This window comes from Spiroplasma endosymbiont of Eupeodes luniger (assembly GCF_964019525.1).
Taxonomy (GTDB): Bacteria; Bacillota_I; Bacilli_A; order Mycoplasmatales; family Nriv7; genus Nriv7.
In genome coordinates this window covers 835947-861468 of record NZ_OZ026453.1, presented here as the reverse complement: position 1 = coordinate 861468, position 25522 = coordinate 835947, and the positions used below count along the sequence as shown (strand labels likewise).

The following is a 25522-nucleotide window of genomic DNA, read 5'->3' as shown; positions in this document are numbered from 1 at the left end:
TATAGATGTCATTTAAGGTAAATGAAATTGCTGATGTAATTAAAAATCAAATTAAACATTATGGTAAAAAAATTGAATTAAGTGAAGAAGGTAATGTTATTAGTGTCGGTGATGGAATTGCTGTGCTTCATGGATTAGATAAGGCAATGCTAGGTGAATTATTACTTTTTGATAATGATGTTTATGGAATGGTTTTAAACTTAGAAGAAGATTCTGTCGGTGTTGTTTTAATGGGTGATGATACTTATATTAAGGAAGGCGATGCTGTTAAGCGCACGAAACAAGTTGTTGAAACTGTTGTTGGTGATGAGTTGCTAGGAAGAGTTGTTAATGCCTTAGGACAACCGATTGATGGTAAAGGAGCGATTAAAAGTAAAAAGAAACGCCCTGTTGAAAGAATTGCTCCGGGGGTTATGACGCGACAATCAGTTGATGAATCATTACAAACAGGTATTTTAGCAATTGATGCGATGATTCCTATTGGTAAAGGACAACGAGAATTAATTATTGGTGATCGCCAAACTGGTAAAACCGCTATTGCGATTGATACGATTTTGAATCAAAAAGGGAAAGATGTTAATTGTGTTTATGTTGCCATTGGTCAAAAATCTTCTACTGTTGCCCAAATTGTGGAACGATTAAAACAAACGGGAGCAATGAGTTATACGACAATTGTTGCTGCTGGGGCCAGTGAATTAGCACCATTGCAATATTTAGCACCGTATACGGGTGTTACTATTGCTGAGGAGTGAATGGAACAAGGGAAAGATGTTTTAATTGTTTATGATGATTTAAGTAAGCATGCCGTTGCATATCGGACAATGGCCTTGCTATTACGAAGGCCACCAGGACGAGAAGCATATCCTGGTGATGTTTTTTACTTGCATTCACGATTATTAGAACGAGCAGCAAGATTAAATAAAGATAATGGTAATGGTTCAATTACAGCGTTACCAATTATTGAAACGCAAGCGGGTGATATTTCAGCTTATATTCCGACAAATGTTATTTCTATTACGGATGGTCAAATTTTTTTAACTAGTCAATTATTTAATGCGGGGATTCGTCCCGCTGTTGATCTTGGACTTTCAGTTTCGCGAGTTGGTAGTGCTGCGCAAATTAAGGCCATTAAGCAGGTTGCGGGAACATTAAAGTTAGAATTAGCACAATATAATGAATTACAAGCTTTTGCCCAATTTGGTTCGGATTTAGATGAGATGACAAAAAGAGTTTTAGAACATGGACAACGAGCAATTGATATTTTAAAACAAACACAATATAGTCCATTATCACAAACTAATCAAGCAATTTTATTATTAGCAATTAATTTACGAAGAATTCAATGGGTTCCTTTAGATAAGATTTTATTGTTTAAAGAAAATATTATTAATTATTTTAAAAATAATAAAGAAGCTCATAAGATATATAAAGAATTAAAAAAAGTTAAAGCCTTTTCTAAAGAGTTAAAAAGTAAAGTTGATACGGAAATTATTAAAGTAATTTATCATTTAGTTAGTAAAATTGATAAATATGAAATTACGAGTTATGGAACAAAAGAGCAATGAGAATTGCTATTGATTCAAGGTAAAATTAAAGTTAAAAAAGGTCGTCATTAATAGTTATGCCACAAGATTTTCGGATTAAAAATCGTATTCAAGTAATTAATACGATTGGTAAAATTTCTCGTGCTTTGCAATTAGTAGCAACAGCAAAATTGAAAAAAGCTAGTAAAAGAATTCAAGAAATTAGACCTTATAGTGAAGAAATGTATGATGTTTTTCATCATATTATTAGCAATACGAATGATTCTATATATTTACAAAAAGATGATAGTTCTCATTTCCGAACAGTATGAATTATTATTAATTCTAATATTGGTCTTTGTGCTGGTTATAACTATAATATTCATAAATTAGTCATTCCAGAAATTAAAAAAAGTGATTTATTAATTGTAATTGGTGCGAAAGGGGTTAGTTATTATCAAAATCGTGGTTATAATGTCATTAGTAGTTATTCTAATTTAGATTTAAATTTTGAATATCATCAAGCACAAGAAATTGGCTTTCAAGTTTTAAGTATGTTTAATAATAAAAAAATTGAACGGATTAAATTAGTTTATACAAAATTTATTAATAATATTTTGTTTCAACCAACGACATTGCAATTGTTACCGATTGCTAAAATTAATCCTCAGCAAAATTCATTATTTGAGTTTGAGCCGGATGCCCAAACCGTATTAGAAACAACAATTTTATTATATTTAAATACTATTATTTATAGTGCCATTAGTGAATCACAAGTATCGGAACAAGCATCAAGAAGGTTAGCAATGGAAAATGCTACTAATAATGCTAATGAGTTGAAAGATAATTTAACATTGCAATATAATCGTTCTCGTCAAGCTAAAATAACGCAAGAGATTGCGGAAATTATTGCTGCGGCTGATAGTACAAATTAGGAAAGGAGACAATTATGAAAAAAGTTGAAAAACAAAAGCATAATGAAGGTAAAGTTATTCAAATTTTAGGACCAGTTATTGATATTCGTTTTTCGCATAACAATTTACCTAATTTGTATAATGCTGTGGAAATTGATAATAATGGTGAAAAGTTAGTTGTTGAAGTAATGCAAGCATTAGGCGATGATATTGTGAGAACAATTTCAATGGGACCAACAGAAGGATTAACTAGAGGTTTAAAAGCGATTGATACAGGAAAAGCAATAATGGTTCCCGTAGGAAAAGAAACTTTAGGAAGAATTTTTAATGTTTTAGGTGAACCATTAGATGGCTCAATAATTCCCAAAGGAACCCGAAGAATGCCGATTCATCGTATTGCTCCGAGTTATGAAGAGCAAAGCACAACAGCAGAAATTTTAGAGACGGGAATAAAAGTGATTGATTTGTTAGTTCCATATGCTCGTGGTGGTAAGATTGGTCTTTTTGGTGGAGCGGGTGTTGGTAAAACGGTTTTGGTGCAAGAATTAATTAATAACATTGCTAAAGAACATGGTGGAATTTCTGTTTTTGCTGGTGTTGGTGAACGAACTCGTGAAGGGAATGATTTATATTATGAAATGATTGAAGCTAATGTTATTAATAAAACGGCATTAGTTTTTGGGCAAATGAATGAACCTCCGGGTGCAAGAATGCGAGTGGCATTAACAGGATTAACAATGGCTGAGTATTTTCGTGATGAGCAAAATCAAGATGTGTTATTGTTTATTGATAATATTTTTCGTTTTACGCAGGCTGGAAGTGAAGTTTCGGCTTTATTAGGAAGAATGCCTTCAGCAGTAGGCTATCAGCCAACTTTAGCAACAGAAATGGGAGCTTTACAAGAAAGAATTACTTCAACAAAGAAAGGCTCAATTACATCAGTACAAGCAATTTATGTTCCCGCTGATGATTTAACCGATCCGGCGCCTGCAACTACTTTTAGTCATTTAGATGCTAGAACGGTATTAGATCGTAGTATTGCGGCTTTAGGGATTTATCCAGCGATTGACCCTTTAAGTTCTTCTTCGCGATTATTAGATCCAGAAGTTGTTGGTCAAGAACATTATCAAGTTTCTAGAAAAGTGCAACAAATTTTACAAAGATTTAAAGAATTACAAGATATTATTGCAATTTTGGGAATGGAAGAATTATCAGATGAAGATAAATTGCTTGTTAATCGTGCGAGAAAGATTCGGAATTTTTTATCCCAGTCATTTTCGGTTGCTGAAAAATTTACGGGAATGAAAGGTAGTTATGTTCCAATAGCAAAAACGATTCAAGGTTTTAAAGAAATATTAGCTGGTAAACACGATAAATTACCACAACAAGCTTTTTTGTTTGTTGGTAGCATTGAAGAGGCGATTGCTAAGGCTAAAGAATTAGCAGAGGGCTAAAATAATGTCGATAAAACTAAAAATTATAACACCATTAGAAATTTTCTTTGATGATGATGTTGAAATTGTAACTGTTAAAACTACTGAAGGTTATATTGGAATTTTAGAACAACATATTCCTATTGTTGCTAATTTAGAAATAGCACAAATGTTTGTTAAACAACATAAAAAAACTTATAAGTTACTTATTTCTTCGGGAATATTATATTCAACAAAGAAAGAAGTTAAAATTTTAACTGATTATATTGAATATGATGATAAAGCGAAAGATCATTTATTACAGTTAGCAAAAGATCGGCATACTAAGATGACTAATTTTTAGTAGAAGGGAGTTTATTTGTGGATACGGCGTTATCAATTCATTTAATTAAAATTGCGATTTATTTAATTGCTTTTTTGTTTTCTAGTTTGGGAACTAGTGCTATATTATGAAATAGCATTTTGAATTCTAAAAAACCTCGTGAGGCGTTGCTATTTTATTTTCTTGTTACCTTGGCGTTAACATATTTGGTAGGTAGTTTGTTTATTGCTTTTTTAGGGATTGAATTGTGAATAAAGTAATAATTTAATTAAAATACCTAACATTATACAATGTTAGGTATTTTTGTTTAGAGACATTATTATTTATTTTTCTAGGAGGGCTATTTTTTCCATATCAGCAATGGCAACATAAGGTAAATTACGGAGTTTTTCTTGATAATCAAGACCATAACCAATAAGAAATTCTTGGGGGGCTTTAAAACCGGTTCAATCAGCGTTAAGTTCTGCCTTTCTTCCTTTAGTTTTGTCTAGTAATGTTACCATTTTTACCGTTTTAGCTCCTTTTAGAAATAAATATTCTTTGATGGTTAGTAAACTGGCACCACTTTCAATGATATCTTCAATAATTAAAATATCACGATTAGTAATATCTTGGTTAATGTCCATTATAATTTGTGGTGTGCTACTAGCTTCGGTTCCACCGTGGAAAGAAGCAATCGCCATAAAGTCAATTTCACATTCAATTGTTAAGTGACTAATAAATTCAGCTAAAAAGGGAATACATCCTTTAAGAATTCCTAAAAGAATAATTGTTGAGTCGTTAGCTTGATAGTATTTACTAATTTCTAATGCTAACGCTTTAGTTCGTTCAATAATTTGTTGATGGGTAAATAAAATTTCTTTGACCGCAGGATGTTTTTCCATTAATAAGCTCCTTATTTTTTTAGGTATGCTAATATTTTACCGTTTTTTTGTTTATTTTAGTAGTTTTTTTAATCATTTTTTAATTTTCTTTTTTGAATAATTGTTTGTTTAGTAAATTTTGTATTGTTAGATAATAGATGCTGTCAAGTATTTTTATTACTAGTAAAAGTAATCATAATTAGTTCACTATATAATTGTTTAATAATATTGCCTTGATGTTCTTTAATAATTTTATTAATTAGTTTTTGGTGTTCGTATGGGAAAGAAATTGTATATTCATAAATTATTTCTAGGGTATATAGTTTAAGGTTTAAAAATAATTTTTGTAATCCAAATTTATAGGCGTGAATTAATCGTGATTTTCCTAAAAGGATTTTTCCAAAATAGCGAATGTTTAAAACAACGATATTGGTAATATTTTGTTTTTGTAAATAAGTAAGCATTGCAAATCCTGCGGTTCTGATTGGTTCTTTATCGTCATTATATTTTTGGTTTTCATTATTATTGGTAATATAGCAATAACAATTGTGTGTCGCTTTAGGGTCTAAATATTGATTAATGAATTGTTGGGCGTCTTTTTCGGTGGTAACATATTTAATAAGACAAATAAAACGCGAATTTTTAATTGTATATTCAATTTTGTGAAGAGCATCATCAATAACTTTCATTGTTTTTCACCGTTATTTCGTTTTAATTTTTATTTTGTTTAGTGTTATGATAGCATTAATAGTGGAAAATACATATAGAGGAGACTAAGAGATGTTACAAGAATTTTTAGAAAAAGCGAAAATCGAATTACAATCATTGGATAATAAACGCCGGTTAATTTTTCCTGAGGGTACCAATTCAAAAATTCAAGAAGTAGCACTCAAATTAAAAAGTGATAATTATATTGAACCAATTTTATGTTTTGAAAATAAGATAGATATTCCTAAAAGTTTGTTAGGAGCAGGTATTAAAACGATTGCGATTGATGAAAGTTTAACTGATGAATTAGCCGAACAGTTGTTTACAATGCGTAAAAATAAAATTACTTTAGAAAAAGCTCAAGAATTAGTTCAAGAAACTAACTATTTTGCAACAATGCAATTAAAGAATAATAATGCTGATTGTTTGTTAGGGGGAATTGAGTATGCAACAAAAAATATTTTAGTTCCGGCATTACAAATTATTAAAACAAAAAATGATGTAGCAATTGCATCAAGTGCTAATTTACTAGTTAAAGATAATCAACGGTATGTATTTACTGATATTTCTTTAAATATTGATCCAACTACTGAACAATTAGTAAGTATTACAAAATCAGCAATTAATTTAGCTCACAAATTGGGCATAACATCGCCACAAGTAGCAATGTTATCTTTTTCTACTGCTAATAGTGCTACTAGTGATTCGGTTATTAAAGTTCAAGAAGCAACAAAGATATTACAAAAAGAAAATTTAGATGCTTTAATTGAGGGTGAGATGCAGTTTGATAGTGCTTTGTTAGAAGAAGTACGAGTGAAAAAAATGCCTCATTCAAAGATGAAAGGTAGTGCGGATATTTTTGTATTTCCTAATTTAGATGCTGGTAATATTGGTTATAAAATTGCTGAACGATTAGGGCAATATCATGCTGTTGGACCAATGATTTTAGGTTTAAATCAAGTTGTTAGTGATTTATCACGCGGGTCAACAGTGGAAGATATTTATTTGACAGCGATTTTAACAGCTTGAAGATCAACTTAAAAGATTAATGAAAGGAAATAAAATGATGCTATCTAATTTAAAGAAAAAAATTTTAGTTATTAATGCTGGTTCAAGTTCAATTAAGTTTCAATTATATGAAATAACAACAAATAAACAATTTAATCCAATTTGTAAGGGATTAGCAGAAAGAATTTTTGTTGATGGTAAAACGACGATTAAATATAATAATAATAATAATGAATTTGTTAGCGATACCTCGTTATCAAATCATAATGTGGCCGCAGAAGTTATTTTAGAACTTTTAAAATCACAAAATGTGATTCAAAATTTTAATGAAATTATTGCTGTGGGGCATCGCATTGTTCACGGCGGTGAAAAAATCAAAGAAAGTGTTCTTGTTAATGATGACATTATAAAGATAATTGCCGAAAATATTAAGTTGGCACCGTTACATAATCCTGCGGGGTTAAGTACTTTGAAAGCATTTCAAGCGGTCGCTAACTGTCCGCATATTGCTGTTTTTGATACAACATTTCATACCACAATGCCAAAAATAAATTATATTTATCCCGTACCATATAATTGATATACTGATTATAATGTTCGAAGATATGGATTTCATGGTATTAGTTATCATTATATTATTAATAAACTAAGTTTGATTATTAATAAACCTGTTAGTAATATTAATGCGATTGTTTGTCATTTAGGAAATGGTGCTAGTATTTGTGCAATTAAAAATGGGAAATCATATAATACATCAATGGGATTTACACCCTTAGCAGGATTAATGATGGGTTCTCGTAGTGGTGATATTGATCCAGCGATTCATCAATATATTGCTGAACAATTAAATTTAGATATTGTTGGTGTTGTTAATAAACTAAATAATGAATCTGGTTTATTGGGAGTTAGTCAAATTTCTTCTGATACAAGAGAAGTTAGTCAGTCTGCTAAGGATGGTAATAGTCAAGCACAATTTACCTTGGAATTATATGCTAAAAGACTTGTTGATTATATTACTCAGTATCAAAATGATTTGGATAATAAGGTTGATGCGATTGTTTTTACGGCTGGTGTTGGTGAAAATAGTGCCTTAATTCGAGAAATGATTATTAAAAATATTAAAACTATGGCGTTAGATTATAATTATGGTAAGAATAACCAATCATATGATGATTATTTACAAATATCTAATGATTTGAGTTCAGTGGCGATTTATGCGATTCGAACTAATGAGGAATTAATGATTTGTGAAGAGACATATCGGTTATTAAATAATATTAATTAAATTAACATATTTTATAAAAAAACTGAAATTAATCAGTTTTTTTGTTTATTAAAGATTTTATTAGTATTTTAAAGTATGATAAAATTAATAATGTTATAGGCGAGAAATTAGAAACTGGAGCGATATATATGAAGTTTTTTAATAAATATAAAAGTGTTTTAAAAAGCATTAGAGCTGATGTTCAAGAAATTTTAAATCTAGATTTAGAAATGCAAGAATTATCTGCTGATAGTTTAAAAAATAAAACTAATGAATTTAAAAAGCGATTGGAAGCGGGTGCCACTATAGATGATATTTTAATTGAAGCTTTTGCTGTGGCGCGTGAAGCAACAAGAAGAGTTTCGGGATTACACGCTTTTGCTGTTCAGTTAGAAGGTGGTATTGTTTTACATAATGGTGATGTTGCGGAAATGCGAACTGGGGAAGGAAAAACTTTGACAGCGATTATGCCAATGTATTTGAATGCTTTACTTGGTAAGGGCGTTCATATTGTTACTGTTAATGAATATTTAGCACAGCGTGATGCTGAAATTAATGGAGCGGTGTTAGGATTTTTGGGTTTAACAGTTGGTGTTAATTTAAGAGATTTAAGTAATGACCAAAAACGAAAAGCTTATTTGTGTGATGTTACATATACTACTAACTCGGAATTAGGATTTGATTATTTAAGAGATAATATGGTGCATACTTATGGTGAAAAAGTCCAACGTGGGTTGAATTTTGCAATTGTTGATGAGGCTGATTCAGTTTTAATTGATGAATCAAGAACACCGTTAATTATTTCTGGTGGTTCTAAAAGTCGTGAACCTTTATATGAAAATGTTGACCGGTTTGCTAAAAGTTTGGATAAAAAGGCAGATATTAAAATTGATTTAGAAACTAAGCAGGTGGCTTTAACAATATCTGGTGTTAAAAAGGCAGAAAAACATTTTGGTGTTAAAAACTTGTTTAGTTTGGAGCAATCAGAATTATTTCATCATATTTTAAATGCTTTAAAAGCTGTTCATGTTTTTACGAATGGAATTGAATATGTTGCTCAAAATGATGAAATAATTTTAGTTGATCAATTTACGGGGCGGTTAATGCCAGGAAGAGCTTATAGTGATGGTTTACAACAAGCATTACAAGCTAAAGAAGCAGTTACTATTGAACATGAGACAACAACGCTGGCAACGATTACTTATCAAAATTTCTTTCGCTTATATAATAAATTGAGTGGGATGACAGGAACAGCAAAAACGGAAGAAGAAGAGTTTATTAAGATTTATAATATGCGAGTAATGGAAATTCCTACTAATCTTCCGATTGTGAGAAAAGATGATACGGATTTAGTTTTTGCATCACAAAGTTCTAAATATAAGGCTTTAGTTAAAGAGGTTAAAGAACGACATACCAAAGGGCAACCAATATTAATTGGAACAGCATCAATTACAACATCTGAGGAAGTATCAAATATTTTAAAAGAAGCTAAAATAGCTCATAATGTTTTGAATGCGCGAAATCATGTTCAAGAAGCAGAAGTTATTGCGGGTGCGGGACAAATTGGCGCTGTTACAATTGCTACCAATATGGCAGGAAGAGGTACTGATATTAAATTAGGTGATGGTGTTATTGCCTTAGGTGGTTTGGCTGTTTTAGGTACGGAACGAAATGAAGCGAGAAGAATTGATAATCAGTTACGAGGTAGATCGGGGCGTCAAGGAGATCCAGGTTATTCACGATTTTATCTTTCAGTAGAAGATGAATTAATGCTTCGTTTTGGTAGTAAAAAATTACAAGGATTATTTAGTCGTTTAGGCGATGATCATATTCAATCAAAATTGTTATCACGAAGTATTACTAATGCTCAGAAAAAAGTTGAAGGATTAAACTTTGATACTAGAAAGAATTTGTTGGATTATGATAATATTTTAGCTCAGCAAAGAGAAGTAATGTATGAACAACGCGATGCAATTTTACAAACTAAGGTTTATGCTCCATTAGTTGAAAGAATGATTTTTACTGTTAGTGCTGATTTATTGGATATTTTTACAAAAGAGATTAATAAAGAAATTATGATTGATTTTGTTAGTTTAGTAAAAAGTTTAGAAACAAAGTTAATTAATAGTAATCATGAATTAGATGCTAAAGAATTACGAACAATGACACGGCATGATGCTGTTTTAGCAATTGGTCGGGTAATTTTTAATCACTATGAGAAAACTATTGAAAATATTCCAGAAGAGATGTTATGAAAAATTGAAAATCAAATTATTTTACAAGCTTTTGATCATCATTGAACAGAACATATTGATGGTTCTAGTAAATTAAGAACAGGAATTTATTTACGAAGCTATGGACAGTCGAATCCATTACATGCATATATTGATGAATCAGCTCAATTATTTAATCGGATGCGAATTAATATTGCTCATCAAGTAGTTATTAGTTTGTGTAGTTTAGAAATTGGTTCTGATATTGATGATGATATATCCGGGGAGGTAAGGGAGGCTATTGAGAGGACAAAGGCAAAGCAAGGTGGTTAGGAAAAATTTTTATGTTTAAATTAGTTGCTGATTTTAAGCCAGCAGGTGATCAACCAAAAGCAATTGCAAGTTTAATCCAAGGAATAAAAGAAAATCAACAATTTCAAGTATTATTAGGAGCAACGGGTACGGGAAAAACTTATACGATTGCTAATGTTATTGCTAAAATTAATAAACCAACTTTAATTTTGTCACATAATAAAACCTTGGCAATGCAATTATATGGTGAATTAAAAGGAATGTTTCCTGAAAATCGGGTAGAATATTTTGTTTCTAACTTTGATTTTTATCAACCAGAAGCATATATGCCAAAAACGGATACATATATTGATAAGACAGCAAAATCTAATAGTGATATTGAAATGATGCGGTTAAGTGCGATGAATGCTTTAGTTACTAGAAAGGATGTTATTGTTGTAGCATCAGTTGCTGCGATTTATGGTGCCCAAGATCCTGACGAATATAAAAAATCTTTTTTTGAAATTCGTAATGGTCAAAAAGTTGAAAGAAAAGCATTATTATATTTTCTTGTTAATTCTGGTTACACTCGTAATGATTTAGAAATTCGTCCGGGAATGTTTACGGCAAAAGGTGATGTTATTAAGTTAGCACCAGGTTGAACGGATGAATTTTATTTACGCATTGATTTATTTGATGATGATATTAATGAAATTGCTAAGATTGATGTTTTAACTGGTAAAGTAATTGAAAGATATCAATCTTTTACAATTTTTCCTGCTCAGGACTATATTACTTCTAAAGAAAGATTAGCAAAGGCAATTACTAGAATTGAAGCAGAATTAATAAAATATTTAGAAGTTTTAAAGGCTAATAATCAATTATTAGAGTATCAAAGGATTGAACAAAGAACTAATCATGATTTAGAAGCATTGCAAGAGTTTGGTATTTGTAGTGGTATTGAAAATTATTCCCGACATTTAGATTTAAGAGATAAAGATGTGCCACCACATACTTTAATTGATTATTTTGGTGATGATTTTCTAACTATTATTGATGAATCCCATATTTCTTTACCACAAGTTAGAGGAATGTTTAATACTGATCGGAGTAGAAAACAAACATTAGTTAATTATGGTTTTCGCTTACCGAGTGCCTTAGATAATCGACCATTAAATTTTACAGAATTTATGAATAAATTAAAAACGGTGATATATACATCAGCAACTCCGGGTGATTTTGAATTAAATCAAGTTAATTATCAAGTAACGGAACAAATTATTCGCCCGACAGGTTTAGTTGATCCAACGATTGTTGTTAAACCAACGATGAATCAAATTGATGATATTATTGAAAATATTTTAGTGCGAAAAGAAAATTGTGAAAGAGTATTAATTACGACTTTAACAATTAGACAAGCAGAAGATTTAACTACTTTTTTGCAGGAACGAAATATTAAAGTAGCATATTTGCATAGTGAATTAAAAACTTTAGATCGTTCAAAGATTTTATTAGAACTAAGAAAAGGCGTTTATGATGCTGTGGTAGGGATTAATTTATTACGCGAAGGATTAGATATTCCTGAGGTGTCGTTAATTTGTATTTTAGACGCTAATAAGCAAGGATTTTTACGCGATGCGCGGTCATTAATTCAAACTATTGGTCGGGCAGCAAGAAATGTTAATGGTAATGTTATTATGTATGCTGATACAATATCGGATGCGATGCAAAAGGCAATGGCTGAAACGCTACGCCGAAGAAATGTGCAAATTGCTTATAATAAAGAACATAATATTATTCCTCAAACAATAAAGAAAAAGATTGATGATTCGTTATTTGCTAATAAATTATTGCAAGAATTTAATATTGTTAATAAAAGAAAGTCTAAAGATTATATCGCAACAAAAACGCAAATCATTAATGATTTGCGAAAGGAAATGTTAGTGGCAGCAAAAGATTTACAGTTTGAACGAGCGGCACAGTTACGAGATTTAATTTTGGAATTGGAAACCGAATAAGATTAAATATTTCATTGTTCTTTTTCAAAGATTTCATTAATTTGACGATAAAGTTCTTTTGTGGAGTCATTATTGATGATTTGATAATCAATAACATCTTTATAAGTTTCATAATCATCTTGTTGTTGACTAATCTTCATAATTTCTTCAACAGTGAGGTTATCGCGTTCAATAATTCGTTTAACACGGGTTTCTCAATCGCTATTAACAAAAATAATTTTATTAACGAGTTTGTTTCATTTGGCTTGTAAGATTACTGCGGCTTCAACAATAATTAGGGTTTTATCATTATGATTTTTAATTTGTTGTTGAAGACTTTTTTTTAGTAATGGTCACATAATGTTATTAAGTTTTAGGCGCTCTTTGGGGTCATTAAAAATGATTGCTCGGAGTTTTTTAGTATCTAATTCATTATCAGTAAACGCAACACTTCCAAAGCGTTTTTTGATGGTTTTTATTACTTTGGGAAGGGTTCTTATTTCTTGACTTAAAATGTCCATATCAATACAATAGGCACCTTTTTTTTGTAAATATTTACTAACAATACTTTTTCCACTACCGATTTTTCCTGTGATGGCAATAATTAGCATTTTGTTCTCCTTAGTTTAATTTTTAACTTTACAATTTACATTATAATTGATTTTATGGAAATATAATAGTACTTTATATTTTGTCGTAAATTCACTATAATATATATGGATATATCAATTGATATAAGACAGAGGTGGCATTTTTCCTGAGAGATACTCTTGGAACTTGAACTAGGTAATAATAGCGGAAGAAGTCTTGTATATTTCAAAATGTATTAGATTTCTTGCTATCATTAAGGAGGCTAAAAATGGTGCAAGAAGTAAATAAGACTAATCAAATTTATCGTTGAATTTTAATGTTAATTAATGGAATTTTTTGTTTCTTAATTGTGGGAGTAATAATTTTGATAACGATAAGTTCGGAAGAAAAATTTTTAAGCATTTTTTCTTCTAATTTTAAGAATACACAATTAATTAATAATAAAATTGTCTTATTTATTAAAATTGCAGTTATCGTGATTTTATTATTATTTTTAGTTGCTAGTTTAATATTAATTTGGTTATTAAGTTGGCAAAAAATAATAAAATCTAATGTTAATTTTAAATTGATTAAAAAACAATGCTTTAAAATGTATCATTGAAAAACATTTGATTTAGTATTAATCGCTTTTTTTGTTAGTTTATCATTAATTTTAGATTATCTGATGATATTTTTTCCTAAATTACCAATGGGGGGCAGTATTGGTTTAAAATATTGACCCGTATTTTTAATTGCTTTTGTTGTTAGTTTTTGACACGGAATTGCAACCGGTGGTATTAGTGCTTTAATTTCATTAATTATTATTCCCCAAGGAGCAATTATTAATCCTTGACAATATTTACTGGATTATTTTATTCCTATGATTATGCCTTCTTTAATAGGAATAGTGAATATTAATTTTAAAAAGCGGTTTAATGCTAACATTAAAATTTCCTTTATTATAACAGTTATTTGTATTATTATATATATATGCAATGTATTATCGGGGGTATTATATTTTGGTAATTATGCGTGAGATGGTTTTAGTGTTTGAGGTTATGCATTAATATATAATTTAATTTATGTTTTTATTTTTGTGTATCCTTTAATGATATTATCATTGCCATTATTATTTAGAGTATTAATGCCGTGAAAAGAAAAATATAATGATCAAATTAATTAGCAAATGCTAATTAAATATTGGAGGTGATTTGATGGATGATGCAACAAAATATATTATTGTTAAAGGAGCTAGAGAACATAATTTAAAAAATGTTGATTTAACAATTCCTAAAAATAAATTAATTGTTTTTACTGGCGTTTCTGGTAGTGGAAAGTCATCATTAGCCTTTAATACGATTTATGCTGAAGGACAAAGAAGATATATGGAATCATTGTCGGCCTATGCCCGACAATTTTTAGGTAATAGTGAAAAACCTGATCTTGATTCTATTGAAGGATTATCACCAGCAATTTCTATTGATCAAAAAACTACTAGTAATAATCCTCGTAGTACTGTGGGAACGGTGACGGAAATATATGATTATTTGCGATTATTATATGCTCGTGTGGGACTACCATATTGTATTAATGGTCATGGTTTAATTAAAGCAATGACAATTAAGGAAATGATTAAACGATTAAAACAAGTAACAACAGAAGAACGCATTGAAATTTTGTCGCCAGTAGTTATTGATAAAAAGGGGACGCATTATGAGTTGTTTTTAACTTTGCGACATGAAGGATTTTTACGGGTTAAAGTTAATGACCACGCTTATTCTTTAGATGATGATATTCAATTAGATAAAAATAAACGGCATAATATTGATATTGTTGTTGATCGCATTAAATTAAGTGATGATGATAATGTTTGATCTAATATTCATGATAGTTTAGAAAAATCATTAAAATATAGTAAAGGATTAGCAAAAGTTATTCTTGTTAATAGTAAAGAACAATTATTATTTTCGCAAAATCATGCGTGTAATCAGTGTAATTTTACGATTCCGGAGTTAGAACCCCGTTTATTTTCCTTTAATGCACCAATGGGGGCTTGTTCTGAATGTAAAGGTATTGGGATTCGCTTGGAAGTTGATGAAGATTTATTATTTCCTAATCGTAATCTTTCAATTAATCAAGGTGGGATTGAATTTTATAAAAATTTTATTGGTGGTGATACTTTAGAATGACAGAAATTAAAAATTATTTGTAAAGAATATGGTATTGACTTAGATCAACCGATTAAAAATCTTAGTGATGAACAAATTAATTATTTAATGTATGGTAGTGATGAACAATTAAATTATACTTTAGTATCTAATAGTAATAATACTTATAAAAGTTATGACTATATTGAAGGTGTTGCTAGTATTATTGAACGACGCTTTGTTGAAACTGCTAATGAAATGCGTCGTGAATATTATCGGAAATTTATGAGTGATAAAACTTGTTGGTCTTGTAAAGGGGCACGATTAAATCCTAAAGCATTATGTGTTAAAGTAGGAACGATAAATATTAATGAATTTACTAATTTAGATATTGATGAAAGTTTAGATTATATTCTTAGTTTGAAACTATCAGAACAACAACAAGAAATTGCTAAGTTAGTTATTAATGAATTAGTTAATCGTTTAAGTTTTTTAAATGATGTTGGTTTAAGATATTTAAATTTATCAAGAGCAGCTCAATCATTATCTGGTGGCGAAGCGCAACGAATTCGTTTAGCAACGCAAATTGGTTCAAAATTGACAGGAGTATTGTATGTATTAGATGAACCTTCAATTGGTTTACATCAAAAAGATAATGATCGCTTAATTAAAACTTTAAAATCGCTACGAGATTTAGGAAATACCGTTATTGTTGTTGAACATGATGAAGATATGATGTATCAAGCTGATTGTCTTGTTGATATTGGACCTAAAGCTGGTAAGTTTGGTGGTGAAATTATTGCTGTGGGAACAATGGCTGATATTATCGCTAGTGAAAGGTCAATTACAGGGAGATATTTATCACATCAAGAAACGATTACAATTCCAAAAAAGCGCCGAAGTGGCAATGGTAAGAAAATTACTATTATTGGAGCAAGAGAAAATAATTTAAAAAATATTGATGTTACTATTCCTTTAGGAAAACTTATTGTTGTTACAGGGGTTTCTGGCAGTGGAAAATCAACTTTAGTAAATGAAGTGTTATATAAAAATCTGTTACGAAATTTAGGACAAAAGGTTAATCGCCCTGGTAAACATCAAAATATTAAGGGAATGGATAATATTGATAAAGTTGTTAATATTTCGCAAGAACCGATTGGAAGGACACCGCATAGTAATCCAGCAACTTATACTTCAGTTTTTGATGATATTCGTGATTTATTTGCTGCGGCGCCATTAGCTAAAATTCAAGGTTATCTTAAAGGAAGGTTTTCTTTTAATGTTCGTGGTGGCAGATGTGAACGCTGTCAGGGAGCAGGAATTATTAAAATTGCGATGCATTTTTTACCAGATGTTTTTGTTACTTGTGAAATATGTGAAGGAATGCGCTATAATGATGAAACTTTACAAGTTAAATATAAAGGGAAAAATATTTATGATGTTTTAAATATGTCAGTTATTGAAGCGCAAGTGTTTTTTGCAAATATTCCAAAAATTAATGTTAAATTGCAAACCTTACTTGATGTTGGTATGGGATATATTAAGTTAGGACAACCAACAACCCAATTATCTGGTGGGGAAGCTCAAAGAGTTAAATTAGCGACTTATTTACAAAAAAGAGCAACTGGGAAAACACTATTTATTTTAGATGAACCAACAACGGGATTACATATTGATGATGTTAAAAGATTATTATCAGTTCTTAGTCGTATTGTTAATAATGGTGATACCGTTCTTGTTATTGAACATAATTTAGATGTTATTAAATTAGGTGATTACATTATTGACTTAGGACCTAATGGTGGAAAGTATGGTGGCGAAGTAATTGTTACAGGAACACCAGAGCAAGTAATTAATAGTAATAAAAATTCATATACGGCTGAATATTTAAGAAAAGTTTATCAAATTAATGATAATATTAAATTAAATATAAAGTAGGTGACTATTAATGAAAATTCGTTTGAAAATAGCAATAATCATTTGTTTAACAATATCACCAATTATAGTTATTGTGGCTTGTAATAGTGCTAGTAATGAAAATGGTGATGTTGCTGAAGCAATTAAATCATTGGAAAATGTTGTTTTAAATGAGATTGATTTGGGGTTAGTTAAAGAAAATGAAGATATTAAAGAATAAGTTATTGATAATTTATTAATTGATAATGTCATTGAAGCTCCGCTTGATAAAGTAACTGATTTACAAATTATTTTAGATACTGATAAGATAATTAGTGATGATGTTTTTGTTGTTGAGAAAGATATTGAATTTAAAGAATTTTTTGTGCTTTTAATTGGTAAAACTATTGGAACAAAGCCACAACAAATTACTGTTAGTCGGAAAGTAAAATTTGTGTTTGAAATTGAAAATCCAGAGTTATTAGCAGCGCAAAAAGCACTTAATGAGGTTTCATTAAAGGAGATTACGATTTTGGAGTTAGTTATTCGTGGAAGTAATATTACGACTTTAATTGCATCAAAAGTTCAAGAATTAATTGCTTCAATTAAAAGTCCTGATTTTACAGATTTATCATTTGCTTTAAAAGATAAAGTCATTACGGCACCTAATGCTGGTTTACTTATTAATATTGGTGTTAGGTTAATTGCCAAACCAAAAGATTCTGAACAAAGCCGAGTTAGAAGTGAGAAAACGGTAATGGTTAATTTTACTAATATTAAAACCCAAGCTGAGGATGATGCTGAGAAAATAATGGCAGCAAGAACGGCATTAGATAATATTGTGTTAAAAGAAATCGTTTTTAGTGAAAGTTTCATTATTGGGAAAAATATTACGGTGACATTAGTTAGGTTACAAGAAACAATTGCTTGTATGGTAAGTAGTGATTTTGCTAATTTAAAAATTGCTTTTAAAAGCGGGGGTTCAAGTTTTATTTATCAAGTTGCTGATTTGACGACGACCTCATTTATGATAGATGTTATTATTAGTGCTAATGCTAAAGATAGTAAGAAAACATTAGTAAGTAATCCTACTAAGAAAGTAAAAGTTAAATTTACACCCATACAACATCCTGCGCAAGTTGAAATTGATAATTTAGTTTTAGAATCAATTACTGTTGCTGATTTAGTAATTCGTGGTGATGATATTAAGGCACTCATTAATGCTAAGTTGTTAGCGATGAGTGCGACAAAAAAAGATATTAATGTTTAGGGTACTTTCTATATTGGCCAAGAAATAAAAATTACTGCTAGTAAATTGCAAGAAGCAATTGCGGGATTAACAAATAATAATTTTACTAATTTGACAATTACTTTTAAAAATACTGATAGTTATCATGTAATAGATTTAGCAACTAAGTTTTTCAATTTGGATGTTGTTATTACTGCTAAGGCAAAAGATACTAATGTAACGGTTGTTACCAATACAACACAAAAAGTGAAAGTTAATTTTATAGCGATTGTTAATCCTGAACAAGCAAAAATTGATGCTGCGCAGAAGGCGTTAGATAAATTATTATTAAAAGACTTTTCATTGCAAACAAAAATTTTGACAGATGCTAATGTAATGAAGTTGATTAGTTTAGAGTTAAAAAGTGCTATTAGTGGTTTAGAAAGTAATGATTTTACTAATTTAACTATTGAATTGAAAGATAAGACAAAAATATTATCATATGCAGAAGCAAAAGAAAAATATGAAGCAGAGGGAACGAGTGTTCCTGTTGATGTAATTGTTAAGGCTCATGCTAAGGATAAAAATAAAATGGAAGTAACAAATGATAAATAATATACTGTTAAAGTTGATTTGGCGATTTTTATTGCACAAGAGGAACTTAATATTTCGTATCTTAAATTGGCTTTACAATTTTTAAATTTAAAAGCAATTACTTTAACAGGTCCTGTTGTTCGTGGTGAAGATGTTACTTTAAAAATTAAAGAAATTTTAAATGATGCGATTAAAGATGTTTATGATCCAGCGACTTCAAAAATTATTGCTAATTTACAAATTGCTTTGAAAAATGCAACGATTGTTTTAAAAATTCCTTTGACTGGTAATAGTATGGAAATTGATGTAATTATTAGTGCTACTAATAAAAATGGTTCGGTTAATCGTGTGCCGATTGATGATAAAGTTATTGTTAATTTTATTGTTAAGTAACTCAAAATTTTTATTTAACTTGTAATAAATGTTGTTAACGAATTTAATTTATAAAATATGAATGCATCTTAAAGTGATGCATTTTTAATTTAGGAGAATTTGATGTCCTAGTTATTTGGGTGTGTTCTTTATCAATTTTGTGATATTATATTTAATAGAAAACATTAAATTATATGAAATGATAGGTGATGTTATTATGAATAAAAAAGTATTAACTTTACGAGAAGTTGTAGAAAAATTTAATTTATCGTTGTTGTCTGGTGATGAACAAGTATTGGAACGAGAAATTGAAATTGGGGGCATTAATCGTGCGGGATTAGAATTAGCAGGTTTTATATCTGATGAAACTAGTCGTAAACATCGGATTGTTTTATTAGGTGGTAAAGAGAATGAATATATTAATAAGTTACCAGCATCAGAGCGCAAGGCTCGTTATGAGAAACTTATTAATCAAGATGTTCCAGCGATTTTTACTAGTATTCGTTTTAATGAGCCGGTATTAGTAGAATATGCTAAAGAAATAAATTTTCCTGTTATTGAGGCTAATTATTCTTCTAATGATTTTTATAATATTATTGTTAGTTACATTGATAATCGTTTAGCACCAATGGAAATGGTTCATGCATCGTTAATTAATATTTATGGTTTGGGAGTTTTAATTAAAGGTGATAGTGGAATTGGAAAATCAGAAAATACTTTAGAATTAGTTAAAAAAGGACATTTGTTTGTCGGCGATGATGCGATTGTTTTGCAAAGATATGTTAATAAAGTTATTGGTCGTAACGATGAAAAGTTAAAGCATCATATTGAAATTAGAGGTATTGGGATTTTAAATTTAACGAAGATGTATGGTTCAAGAACAACTTTGGAAGTTACTGATATTGATATTATTGTTAATTTAAAATTGGCTGATAGTGAGTATTTTGCTAATTTAAATCGTGTGCAAACAGAAATTGATAGAGAAGAAATTTTTGGTATTAAAATTCCAGCGATTACGATTCCTGTAACTTTAGGAAGAAATATTTCGGAATTAATTGAAGCAGCTGTTATTAATATTAAGTTGCATAATGAAGGTATGAATAGTTCTGAGTTATTTATTAACCGAATTGATAGTGAACTTAAAACATAAGAGAAAGGTTTAAGTGTAAAAGTAAAAATGATGAATATATATTCAAATTGAGTACCTAATGAAATTCCAGGGACTAATGGTATTTTAAGATTTTATCCGCTTTTTATTCTTTTAGGAATAATTGTTTCGATTTTAGCTTCTTGGATTAAATTAAAACGTCGCGAGATTCCAACTGAACCATTTGAATGAAGTATTTTTTTAACTGTTCCGAGTGCAATTTTTGGTTCTTCAATTATTGGTAAAATTAATAGTCCTATTATTGATCAGTATGGGTTTTGAGGTTATTTTATGATTTGAGAACCGGGATTAGCAATTCATGGTGGTGTTATTGCTGGTGTTATTGTTGGTTTTTTTTGATTTCGGCATTATTCTAAAAAATATGAAATATCGTTATGAATATTTGCTGATGCCATTATTCCAAATATTTTATTAGGGCAAGTTATTGGTCGATGAGGTAATTTTTTCAATCATGAACTTTTAGGACAGATAACGACTTCATTAGATTGATTACCTGATTGATTATTAGAAAATTTAAGAAAAGCTAATGTGGATGGTACTCCAGCTGAAGGAATTGGGATTGTTCGTCACCCTTTGTTTTTGTATGAATCATTAATTAATTTATTTTCTTGGGTACTAATTACTTTTGTTATTCCTAAAATTGGTATGTGAAATAGTGTTAAACCTTGAAAGAAATATCCTAAAAAATTTGTTCCGCTTTGAGAAAAAGATGTTGAATTATTGGAAAGTGAAAAAAATTGGGCAACACCGTTTAAAAAACTTTATTATCATCGTCTTTGAAAGTTAAATTGTTGAAATCAAGCTTATTTTGAAGAAACTCCGAGTAAAACAAAAAAGTTAACGGTAGTAAGAAAATATCCAGAACCGCATTTAAAAGCTAATAATCCATTTTTTAGACTTATGGAACGATGATTTAAAAATCAATGAATAAGAATTAAACAACTATGAACTCAAGATGCTAAACCTTTAGAAAAAAATGCTAATCCGGATAAATATTGAATGACGCGAGTTGGCGTTCAAACTGGAAGTTATGTAGTTATGTATAGTATGGTGCGAATTATTTTGGAAATGTTTCGTGATGAAAGTGATATCTTATTTCCTTATGATTATGTGGCTACTTATATATTTTTAGGGTTAGGTGTTATTACTGGAATTACTTTGATAATTTTTGCACAGGTTATTAGCGTTCGTAAATGAAGACAAATTAGGTGATTATATGAAAAACAATATTAATACTGATTATGATTTAATTATTATTGGTGCGGGTCCGGGTGGATTTACTAGTGCGATTTATGCATGTCGGGCGGAGTTGAAAGTACTTCTTATTAATAGAGGTCCTCCCGGAGGAAAAATGGTAAAAACTTATGATATTGAAAATTATCCGGGTTTTGATAAAATATTAGGACCTGACTTGTCATTAGCAATGGATAGACAAGTTAGAAAATTAGGCGCTGAATATGAAGCTACTAAGGTAAAAAACATTGAAGTTGCAACTGACGATAATAATAAGATTATTACTGGTGAAAATGGTAAAATATGGCTTACTAAAGCGGTTATTATTGCTACGGGAACAGTTGAAAATGAGTTATTGGTGGATGGTGCTAAGAGATTATATGGTCACGGAGTTTCTTACTGTGCGGTTTGTGATGGGGCATTTTTTCGTAATAAGGATATTGTTGTTGTTGGCGGGGGTGATTCTGCTATTGAAGAAGCGGTATATTTAACTAAGTTTGCTAGAAAGTTATATTTAGTGCATCGCCGAAATGAATTTCGGGCTTCGAAAGGAGCATTAACAATTGCTCAAAATAATAATAAAATTGAATGATTGTTAAATTATGTTGTTAAAGAAGTTATTGGTAAAAATTCTCTTGAACAAGTTGTTATTGAACATACTGTGACAAAAGAGCAACAAGTAATTGATGCTAGTGCAATTTTTCCTTATATTGGTTCAACACCAATTTCTAATTTTGTTAAAGATTTGAAAATTTGTGATGAAAATGGTTATATTATTACTAATGAAATAATGCATACTAGTGTTTTGGGAATATTTGCGATTGGTGATGTTCGTCAGACAGTTTTAAGACAAATTACTACTGCTGTTGGTGATGGTGCGATTGCTGCTCAAGAAGCAATAAAATATTTAGATCAATTGAAATTGTAATCGATGCTTAATTAATTAGCAGTTTTATGAATGGAGTGATTAATAGTGATGTCTTTTTCTAAAATTGTTAAGCAAGAAATTATGAAAAAGGAATTTAGTCATCCAGCAAAGCAAGCTATTTTATTGGGATTAATAAAATCGTTAGCGATATTTAATAGTAGGCAATTAATTTTTGAATGTTCTAATAAAACTGTTGCTATTTTTGTTAAAAAATTAATTGCTGAAATTTATAATTATTATCCAGAAATTTTGACAATGGGAATTAAAACTATTGTATATAAGTTGGATCTTTCACATATTGTTTCTTTAATCATTAATGATAAAGAAATTAGTTATGATATTAAACGAAATGAATTAGTTGTTAATTTTGAAAGATTAACGAGTGAAATGTCAAAAAGAGCATTTATTGCGGGAGCATTTATTGCTACTGGTAGTGTTAATTCGCCAAGGATTAGTAATTATCATTTAGAAATTCAAGGAATTGATATTTTGTTTATTCGGAAGTTACAATTACTAATAAATAGTTTTGGTTTTAAATTTAAACGCATTTATCGTCGTAAAAAACCTTTAATTTATTTAAAAAAATCAACTGAAATTGCTGATTTTTTGAAATTAATTGATGCAAGTCTTTCACTATTATCGTTTGAAAATGAACGGATTTCACGCGATATGTATAATAGTATTAATCGTTTAACAAATATTGAGATTTCTAATCAGCAAAAAACTAATAAAGCCGCTATTGAACAAATTACGATGATTAATTTTTTAAAAGCGAATGATTATTTTTTAAAGTTATCGTTAAAAACTCAACAAATTGCTAATTTAAGGTTAGATAATCCTGAAGCTTCTTTGAATGAGCTTTGCGATTTATATGAAAATATTTATCACGGTATGATTTCTAAATCAGGAATAAATCATATGATGCGCGAAATTAAAAATAGTTATTTATTGCTTAAAAGTATTGCTTCTGATGACAATTAAATATTTTATAAAATATTTTGTATTAATATATAAATTTGTGATATAAAGAAATTGTTATTAATTTAGTAGTAAAATTTGTTTCGCTATTAATTTTTTTATATTTTAAGTGTTAATTAAGAAAATATTGTAATTGGGTGGAACTAATGAAATTAAAAATTAATTGAAAACAATATTGAGATTGAGAATTTAATAAAAAAGTTTTACGGATGATGTTACCTTTAATTTTGCAAAGTTTGATTGTTGCTTTTATTAATGTTTTAGATACAATTTTTATTTCAATTTTTAATCCTGAACAATTAACTGGTTTAGGTTTAACAAATGATATGTTTATTTTATTAATTTATAGTTTTTGAGCAATTTCGGGTGCTGGGGGTATTTATACAACACAATATTTAGGGAAAAAGAATTATGCTAAAGTTGCGGAAACCACAAGAATAAAATTAATTTTAGCACTTATTTTGGCAGTAGTTTATTTTACCTTAATATCAACATTAAGAACATCATTGATTAATATTATTGTAAATTTAGATAATCATTTGCCGGAAGATAAGAAAAGTTTGATTTCTCAATCTGCAAATGATTATTTGCAGATTATTAATTATACAACTTGGTTTTTAGGTATTTCGTTAGTTTTTTATAATACAATGTATGAGTGTGGTGATGCTTGAACGCCGTTGTATATTAACTTTTTGCCTTTAACAATTAATGCGATTTTAAATCCGATTTTTATTAAGCTTTTTGGTTGAGGTGTTGTTGGTGCTGCGTGGTCAACATTTATTGCTCGGGTTTGTGAATTTATTGTTGTCATTGCTTTTATAGTTTGAAAGAAGCCAGTTTATTATCCAGGATGAAAAATTTGAAAAACAACATTAGATTTGTGAAAAAAAATTATGAAAAACTTTGTGTTTATTTTTATGGCGAATGCCTTGTTTGCGCTTTCATCGTTTGTACAAAAGATGATTATTTTAAAAGAAGGATTTTTAGATAATTCTTATCAAGCGGCAATTTTAACATTTAGCATTATTGGCGTGTTTTATTCATTTTTTAATGGTTATTATGTGGCTGTTCCATATTTTGTTGGTCGGGAGTTGGGAGCTAATCATATTGCTAAAGCAAAAGCTAATTTTTATAAAATTTTAGGTTTTGGTTTAATTTTAAATGCGACAATTGCTTTATTAATCATATTTATTTCGCCATTTATTCTTAATTTCTTTACGGAAAATCGAGCAGTTATTTATGTTGCTAAGTGGTATTTAGCTTTTCAAGGGATAGCGTTCTTTTTCTTGTCAACATCAATTATTTTCTTTAATATTTTAAGGATTGGTGGTAAAAATTTGTTATCAAGTTTAATTGATATTCTTTGCACTTGGGTTTTTATTGTGGGGTTAACTTGATTTGCATTTACAATTTTTAAACCTAATAATTATGAAGTGTTTTCTGAGAATTGAGTAATAGTGACAATAATTGTATTTTTAATTGTTTCTTTAGCTGAAATTATTCAATTTTCAATATTAATTATTACTGTGAGAAAAGTTAATTGAGCTAATAATTTAGTAAAACAATAAAATAAAAGGATGTTTAAAAATGATTAAGGATGTTAAAATTAATTTTGGTCAACAAATTAGACGATTACGAATAAATTTGCATTTGTCACAAGAAGAATTAGCATATGAATGTGATTTAAATAAAAATTATGTTTCTGATATTGAACGCGGTGAAAGAAACATTTCTTTACAAAGTATTGTTAAACTTGCTAAGGGTTTGCAAGTGTCGTTATCGGAATTATTTGATTTTGACTATCAAATTTAAATGCTACCATATTTTTAAATAGGAGGTGGAATTATTTCACAGTGATTATTTGGTTGAACA

Annotated in this window: 24 protein-coding genes; 21 read left to right on the top strand and 3 right to left on the bottom strand. The window is 29.2% G+C overall.

Features of this window, described 5'->3' with window-relative positions; genetic code table 4:
- Positions 1-5: 5 nt before the first annotated feature.
- The 5 genes from atpA to AACK86_RS04975 are packed head-to-tail and all read left to right on the top strand — an operon-like array spanning position 6 to position 4452.
- On the top strand, positions 6-1616 hold the full coding sequence (gene atpA / locus AACK86_RS04995) for a F0F1 ATP synthase subunit alpha (protein WP_338981718.1): 1611 nt from the start codon (positions 6-8) through the stop codon (positions 1614-1616).
- Between the two features lie 5 nt (positions 1617-1621).
- Positions 1622-2458 (top strand): ATP synthase F1 subunit gamma, encoded by an 837-nt coding sequence (gene atpG / locus AACK86_RS04990; RefSeq protein WP_338981717.1) that lies wholly within the window; start codon positions 1622-1624, stop codon positions 2456-2458.
- Between the two features lie 14 nt (positions 2459-2472).
- Complete coding sequence (gene atpD / locus AACK86_RS04985; protein WP_338981716.1) at positions 2473-3891, top strand: F0F1 ATP synthase subunit beta; 1419 nt, start codon at positions 2473-2475, stop codon at positions 3889-3891.
- A 4-nt stretch (positions 3892-3895) separates the two neighbouring features.
- Entirely contained in the window at positions 3896-4213 is a 318-nt protein-coding gene (gene atpC, locus AACK86_RS04980; protein ID WP_338981715.1) for an ATP synthase F1 subunit epsilon, read from the top strand.
- A gap of 17 nt (positions 4214-4230) precedes the next feature.
- Positions 4231-4452 carry a hypothetical protein gene (locus AACK86_RS04975; protein ID WP_338981714.1) on the top strand — a complete coding sequence of 74 codons (222 nt, stop codon included), beginning with the start codon at positions 4231-4233 and terminating at the stop codon, positions 4450-4452.
- Between the two features lie 63 nt (positions 4453-4515).
- Here the strand turns inward: AACK86_RS04975 and hpt are convergent, their stop codons facing one another.
- Entirely contained in the window at positions 4516-5076 is a 561-nt protein-coding gene (gene hpt / locus AACK86_RS04970) for a hypoxanthine phosphoribosyltransferase (protein WP_338981713.1), read from the bottom strand.
- Positions 5077-5144: 68 nt separating this feature from the next.
- On the bottom strand, positions 5145-5744 hold the full coding sequence (locus AACK86_RS04965) for a YigZ family protein (RefSeq protein WP_338981712.1): 600 nt from the start codon (positions 5742-5744) through the stop codon (positions 5145-5147).
- 91 nt (positions 5745-5835) lie between these two features.
- Here AACK86_RS04965 and AACK86_RS04960 point away from each other — a divergent pair, with 91 nt between their 5' ends.
- The 4 genes from AACK86_RS04960 (at position 5836) to uvrB (ending at position 12557) form a co-directional block, all read left to right on the top strand.
- Complete coding sequence (locus tag AACK86_RS04960; protein WP_338981711.1) at positions 5836-6804, top strand: phosphotransacetylase; 969 nt, start codon at positions 5836-5838, stop codon at positions 6802-6804.
- Positions 6805-6811: 7 nt separating this feature from the next.
- Positions 6812-8056, top strand: a complete 1245-nt coding sequence (locus tag AACK86_RS04955; RefSeq protein WP_338981710.1) for an acetate kinase — start codon at positions 6812-6814, stop codon at positions 8054-8056.
- A gap of 128 nt (positions 8057-8184) precedes the next feature.
- Positions 8185-10581, top strand: coding sequence for a preprotein translocase subunit SecA (gene secA / locus AACK86_RS04950; RefSeq protein ID WP_422398382.1), 2397 nt, complete (start codon positions 8185-8187; stop codon positions 10579-10581).
- 11 nt (positions 10582-10592) lie between these two features.
- Entirely contained in the window at positions 10593-12557 is a 1965-nt protein-coding gene (gene uvrB / locus AACK86_RS04945; protein WP_338981708.1) for an excinuclease ABC subunit UvrB, read from the top strand.
- Positions 12558-12559: 2 nt separating this feature from the next.
- On the opposite strand, the gene coaE is transcribed toward uvrB, so the two are convergent.
- On the bottom strand, positions 12560-13147 hold the full coding sequence (coaE, locus tag AACK86_RS04940) for a dephospho-CoA kinase (protein WP_338981707.1): 588 nt from the start codon (positions 13145-13147) through the stop codon (positions 12560-12562).
- A gap of 569 nt (positions 13148-13716) precedes the next feature.
- Here coaE and AACK86_RS04935 point away from each other — a divergent pair.
- The 12 genes from AACK86_RS04935 to AACK86_RS04880 all read left to right on the top strand — a co-directional run bounded on the left by AACK86_RS04935 (position 13717) and on the right by AACK86_RS04880 (position 25462).
- Positions 13717-14289 carry an energy-coupled thiamine transporter ThiT gene (locus AACK86_RS04935; RefSeq protein ID WP_338981706.1) on the top strand — a complete coding sequence of 191 codons (573 nt, stop codon included), beginning with the start codon at positions 13717-13719 and terminating at the stop codon, positions 14287-14289.
- Between the two features lie 31 nt (positions 14290-14320).
- The gene (gene uvrA, locus AACK86_RS04930) at positions 14321-17191 is read left to right on the top strand and encodes an excinuclease ABC subunit UvrA (protein WP_338981705.1); all 2871 of its coding nucleotides are present in this window, start codon (positions 14321-14323) and stop codon (positions 17189-17191) included.
- Between the two features lie 10 nt (positions 17192-17201).
- Positions 17202-17390: a hypothetical protein gene (locus AACK86_RS04925; protein WP_338981704.1), complete on the top strand. Its 189-nt coding sequence runs from the start codon at positions 17202-17204 to the stop codon at positions 17388-17390.
- 144 nt (positions 17391-17534) lie between these two features.
- A complete protein-coding gene (locus AACK86_RS04920; protein WP_338981703.1) occupies positions 17535-18419 on the top strand; it encodes a hypothetical protein in 885 nt (294 codons plus the stop codon).
- 45 nt (positions 18420-18464) lie between these two features.
- Positions 18465-18992 (top strand): hypothetical protein, encoded by a 528-nt coding sequence (locus AACK86_RS04915; RefSeq protein ID WP_338981702.1) that lies wholly within the window; start codon positions 18465-18467, stop codon positions 18990-18992.
- Between the two features lie 18 nt (positions 18993-19010).
- Entirely contained in the window at positions 19011-19364 is a 354-nt protein-coding gene (locus tag AACK86_RS04910) for a hypothetical protein (protein ID WP_338981701.1), read from the top strand.
- A gap of 196 nt (positions 19365-19560) precedes the next feature.
- Entirely contained in the window at positions 19561-20493 is a 933-nt protein-coding gene (gene hprK, locus AACK86_RS04905; RefSeq protein WP_338981700.1) for an HPr(Ser) kinase/phosphatase, read from the top strand.
- Positions 20494-20520: 27 nt separating this feature from the next.
- The gene (locus AACK86_RS04900; RefSeq protein ID WP_338981699.1) at positions 20521-21744 is read left to right on the top strand and encodes a prolipoprotein diacylglyceryl transferase; all 1224 of its coding nucleotides are present in this window, start codon (positions 20521-20523) and stop codon (positions 21742-21744) included.
- Positions 21728-22672, top strand: a complete 945-nt coding sequence (gene trxB, locus AACK86_RS04895; protein WP_338981698.1) for a thioredoxin-disulfide reductase — start codon at positions 21728-21730, stop codon at positions 22670-22672. Before AACK86_RS04900 ends, trxB begins: the two co-directional genes overlap by 17 nt.
- A gap of 30 nt (positions 22673-22702) precedes the next feature.
- Complete coding sequence (gene whiA, locus AACK86_RS04890; protein WP_338981697.1) at positions 22703-23653, top strand: DNA-binding protein WhiA; 951 nt, start codon at positions 22703-22705, stop codon at positions 23651-23653.
- A gap of 143 nt (positions 23654-23796) precedes the next feature.
- A complete protein-coding gene (locus AACK86_RS04885; protein WP_338981696.1) occupies positions 23797-25218 on the top strand; it encodes an MATE family efflux transporter in 1422 nt (473 codons plus the stop codon).
- A gap of 19 nt (positions 25219-25237) precedes the next feature.
- Positions 25238-25462 (top strand): helix-turn-helix transcriptional regulator, encoded by a 225-nt coding sequence (locus AACK86_RS04880; protein ID WP_338981695.1) that lies wholly within the window; start codon positions 25238-25240, stop codon positions 25460-25462.
- Positions 25463-25522 lie beyond the last annotated feature (60 nt).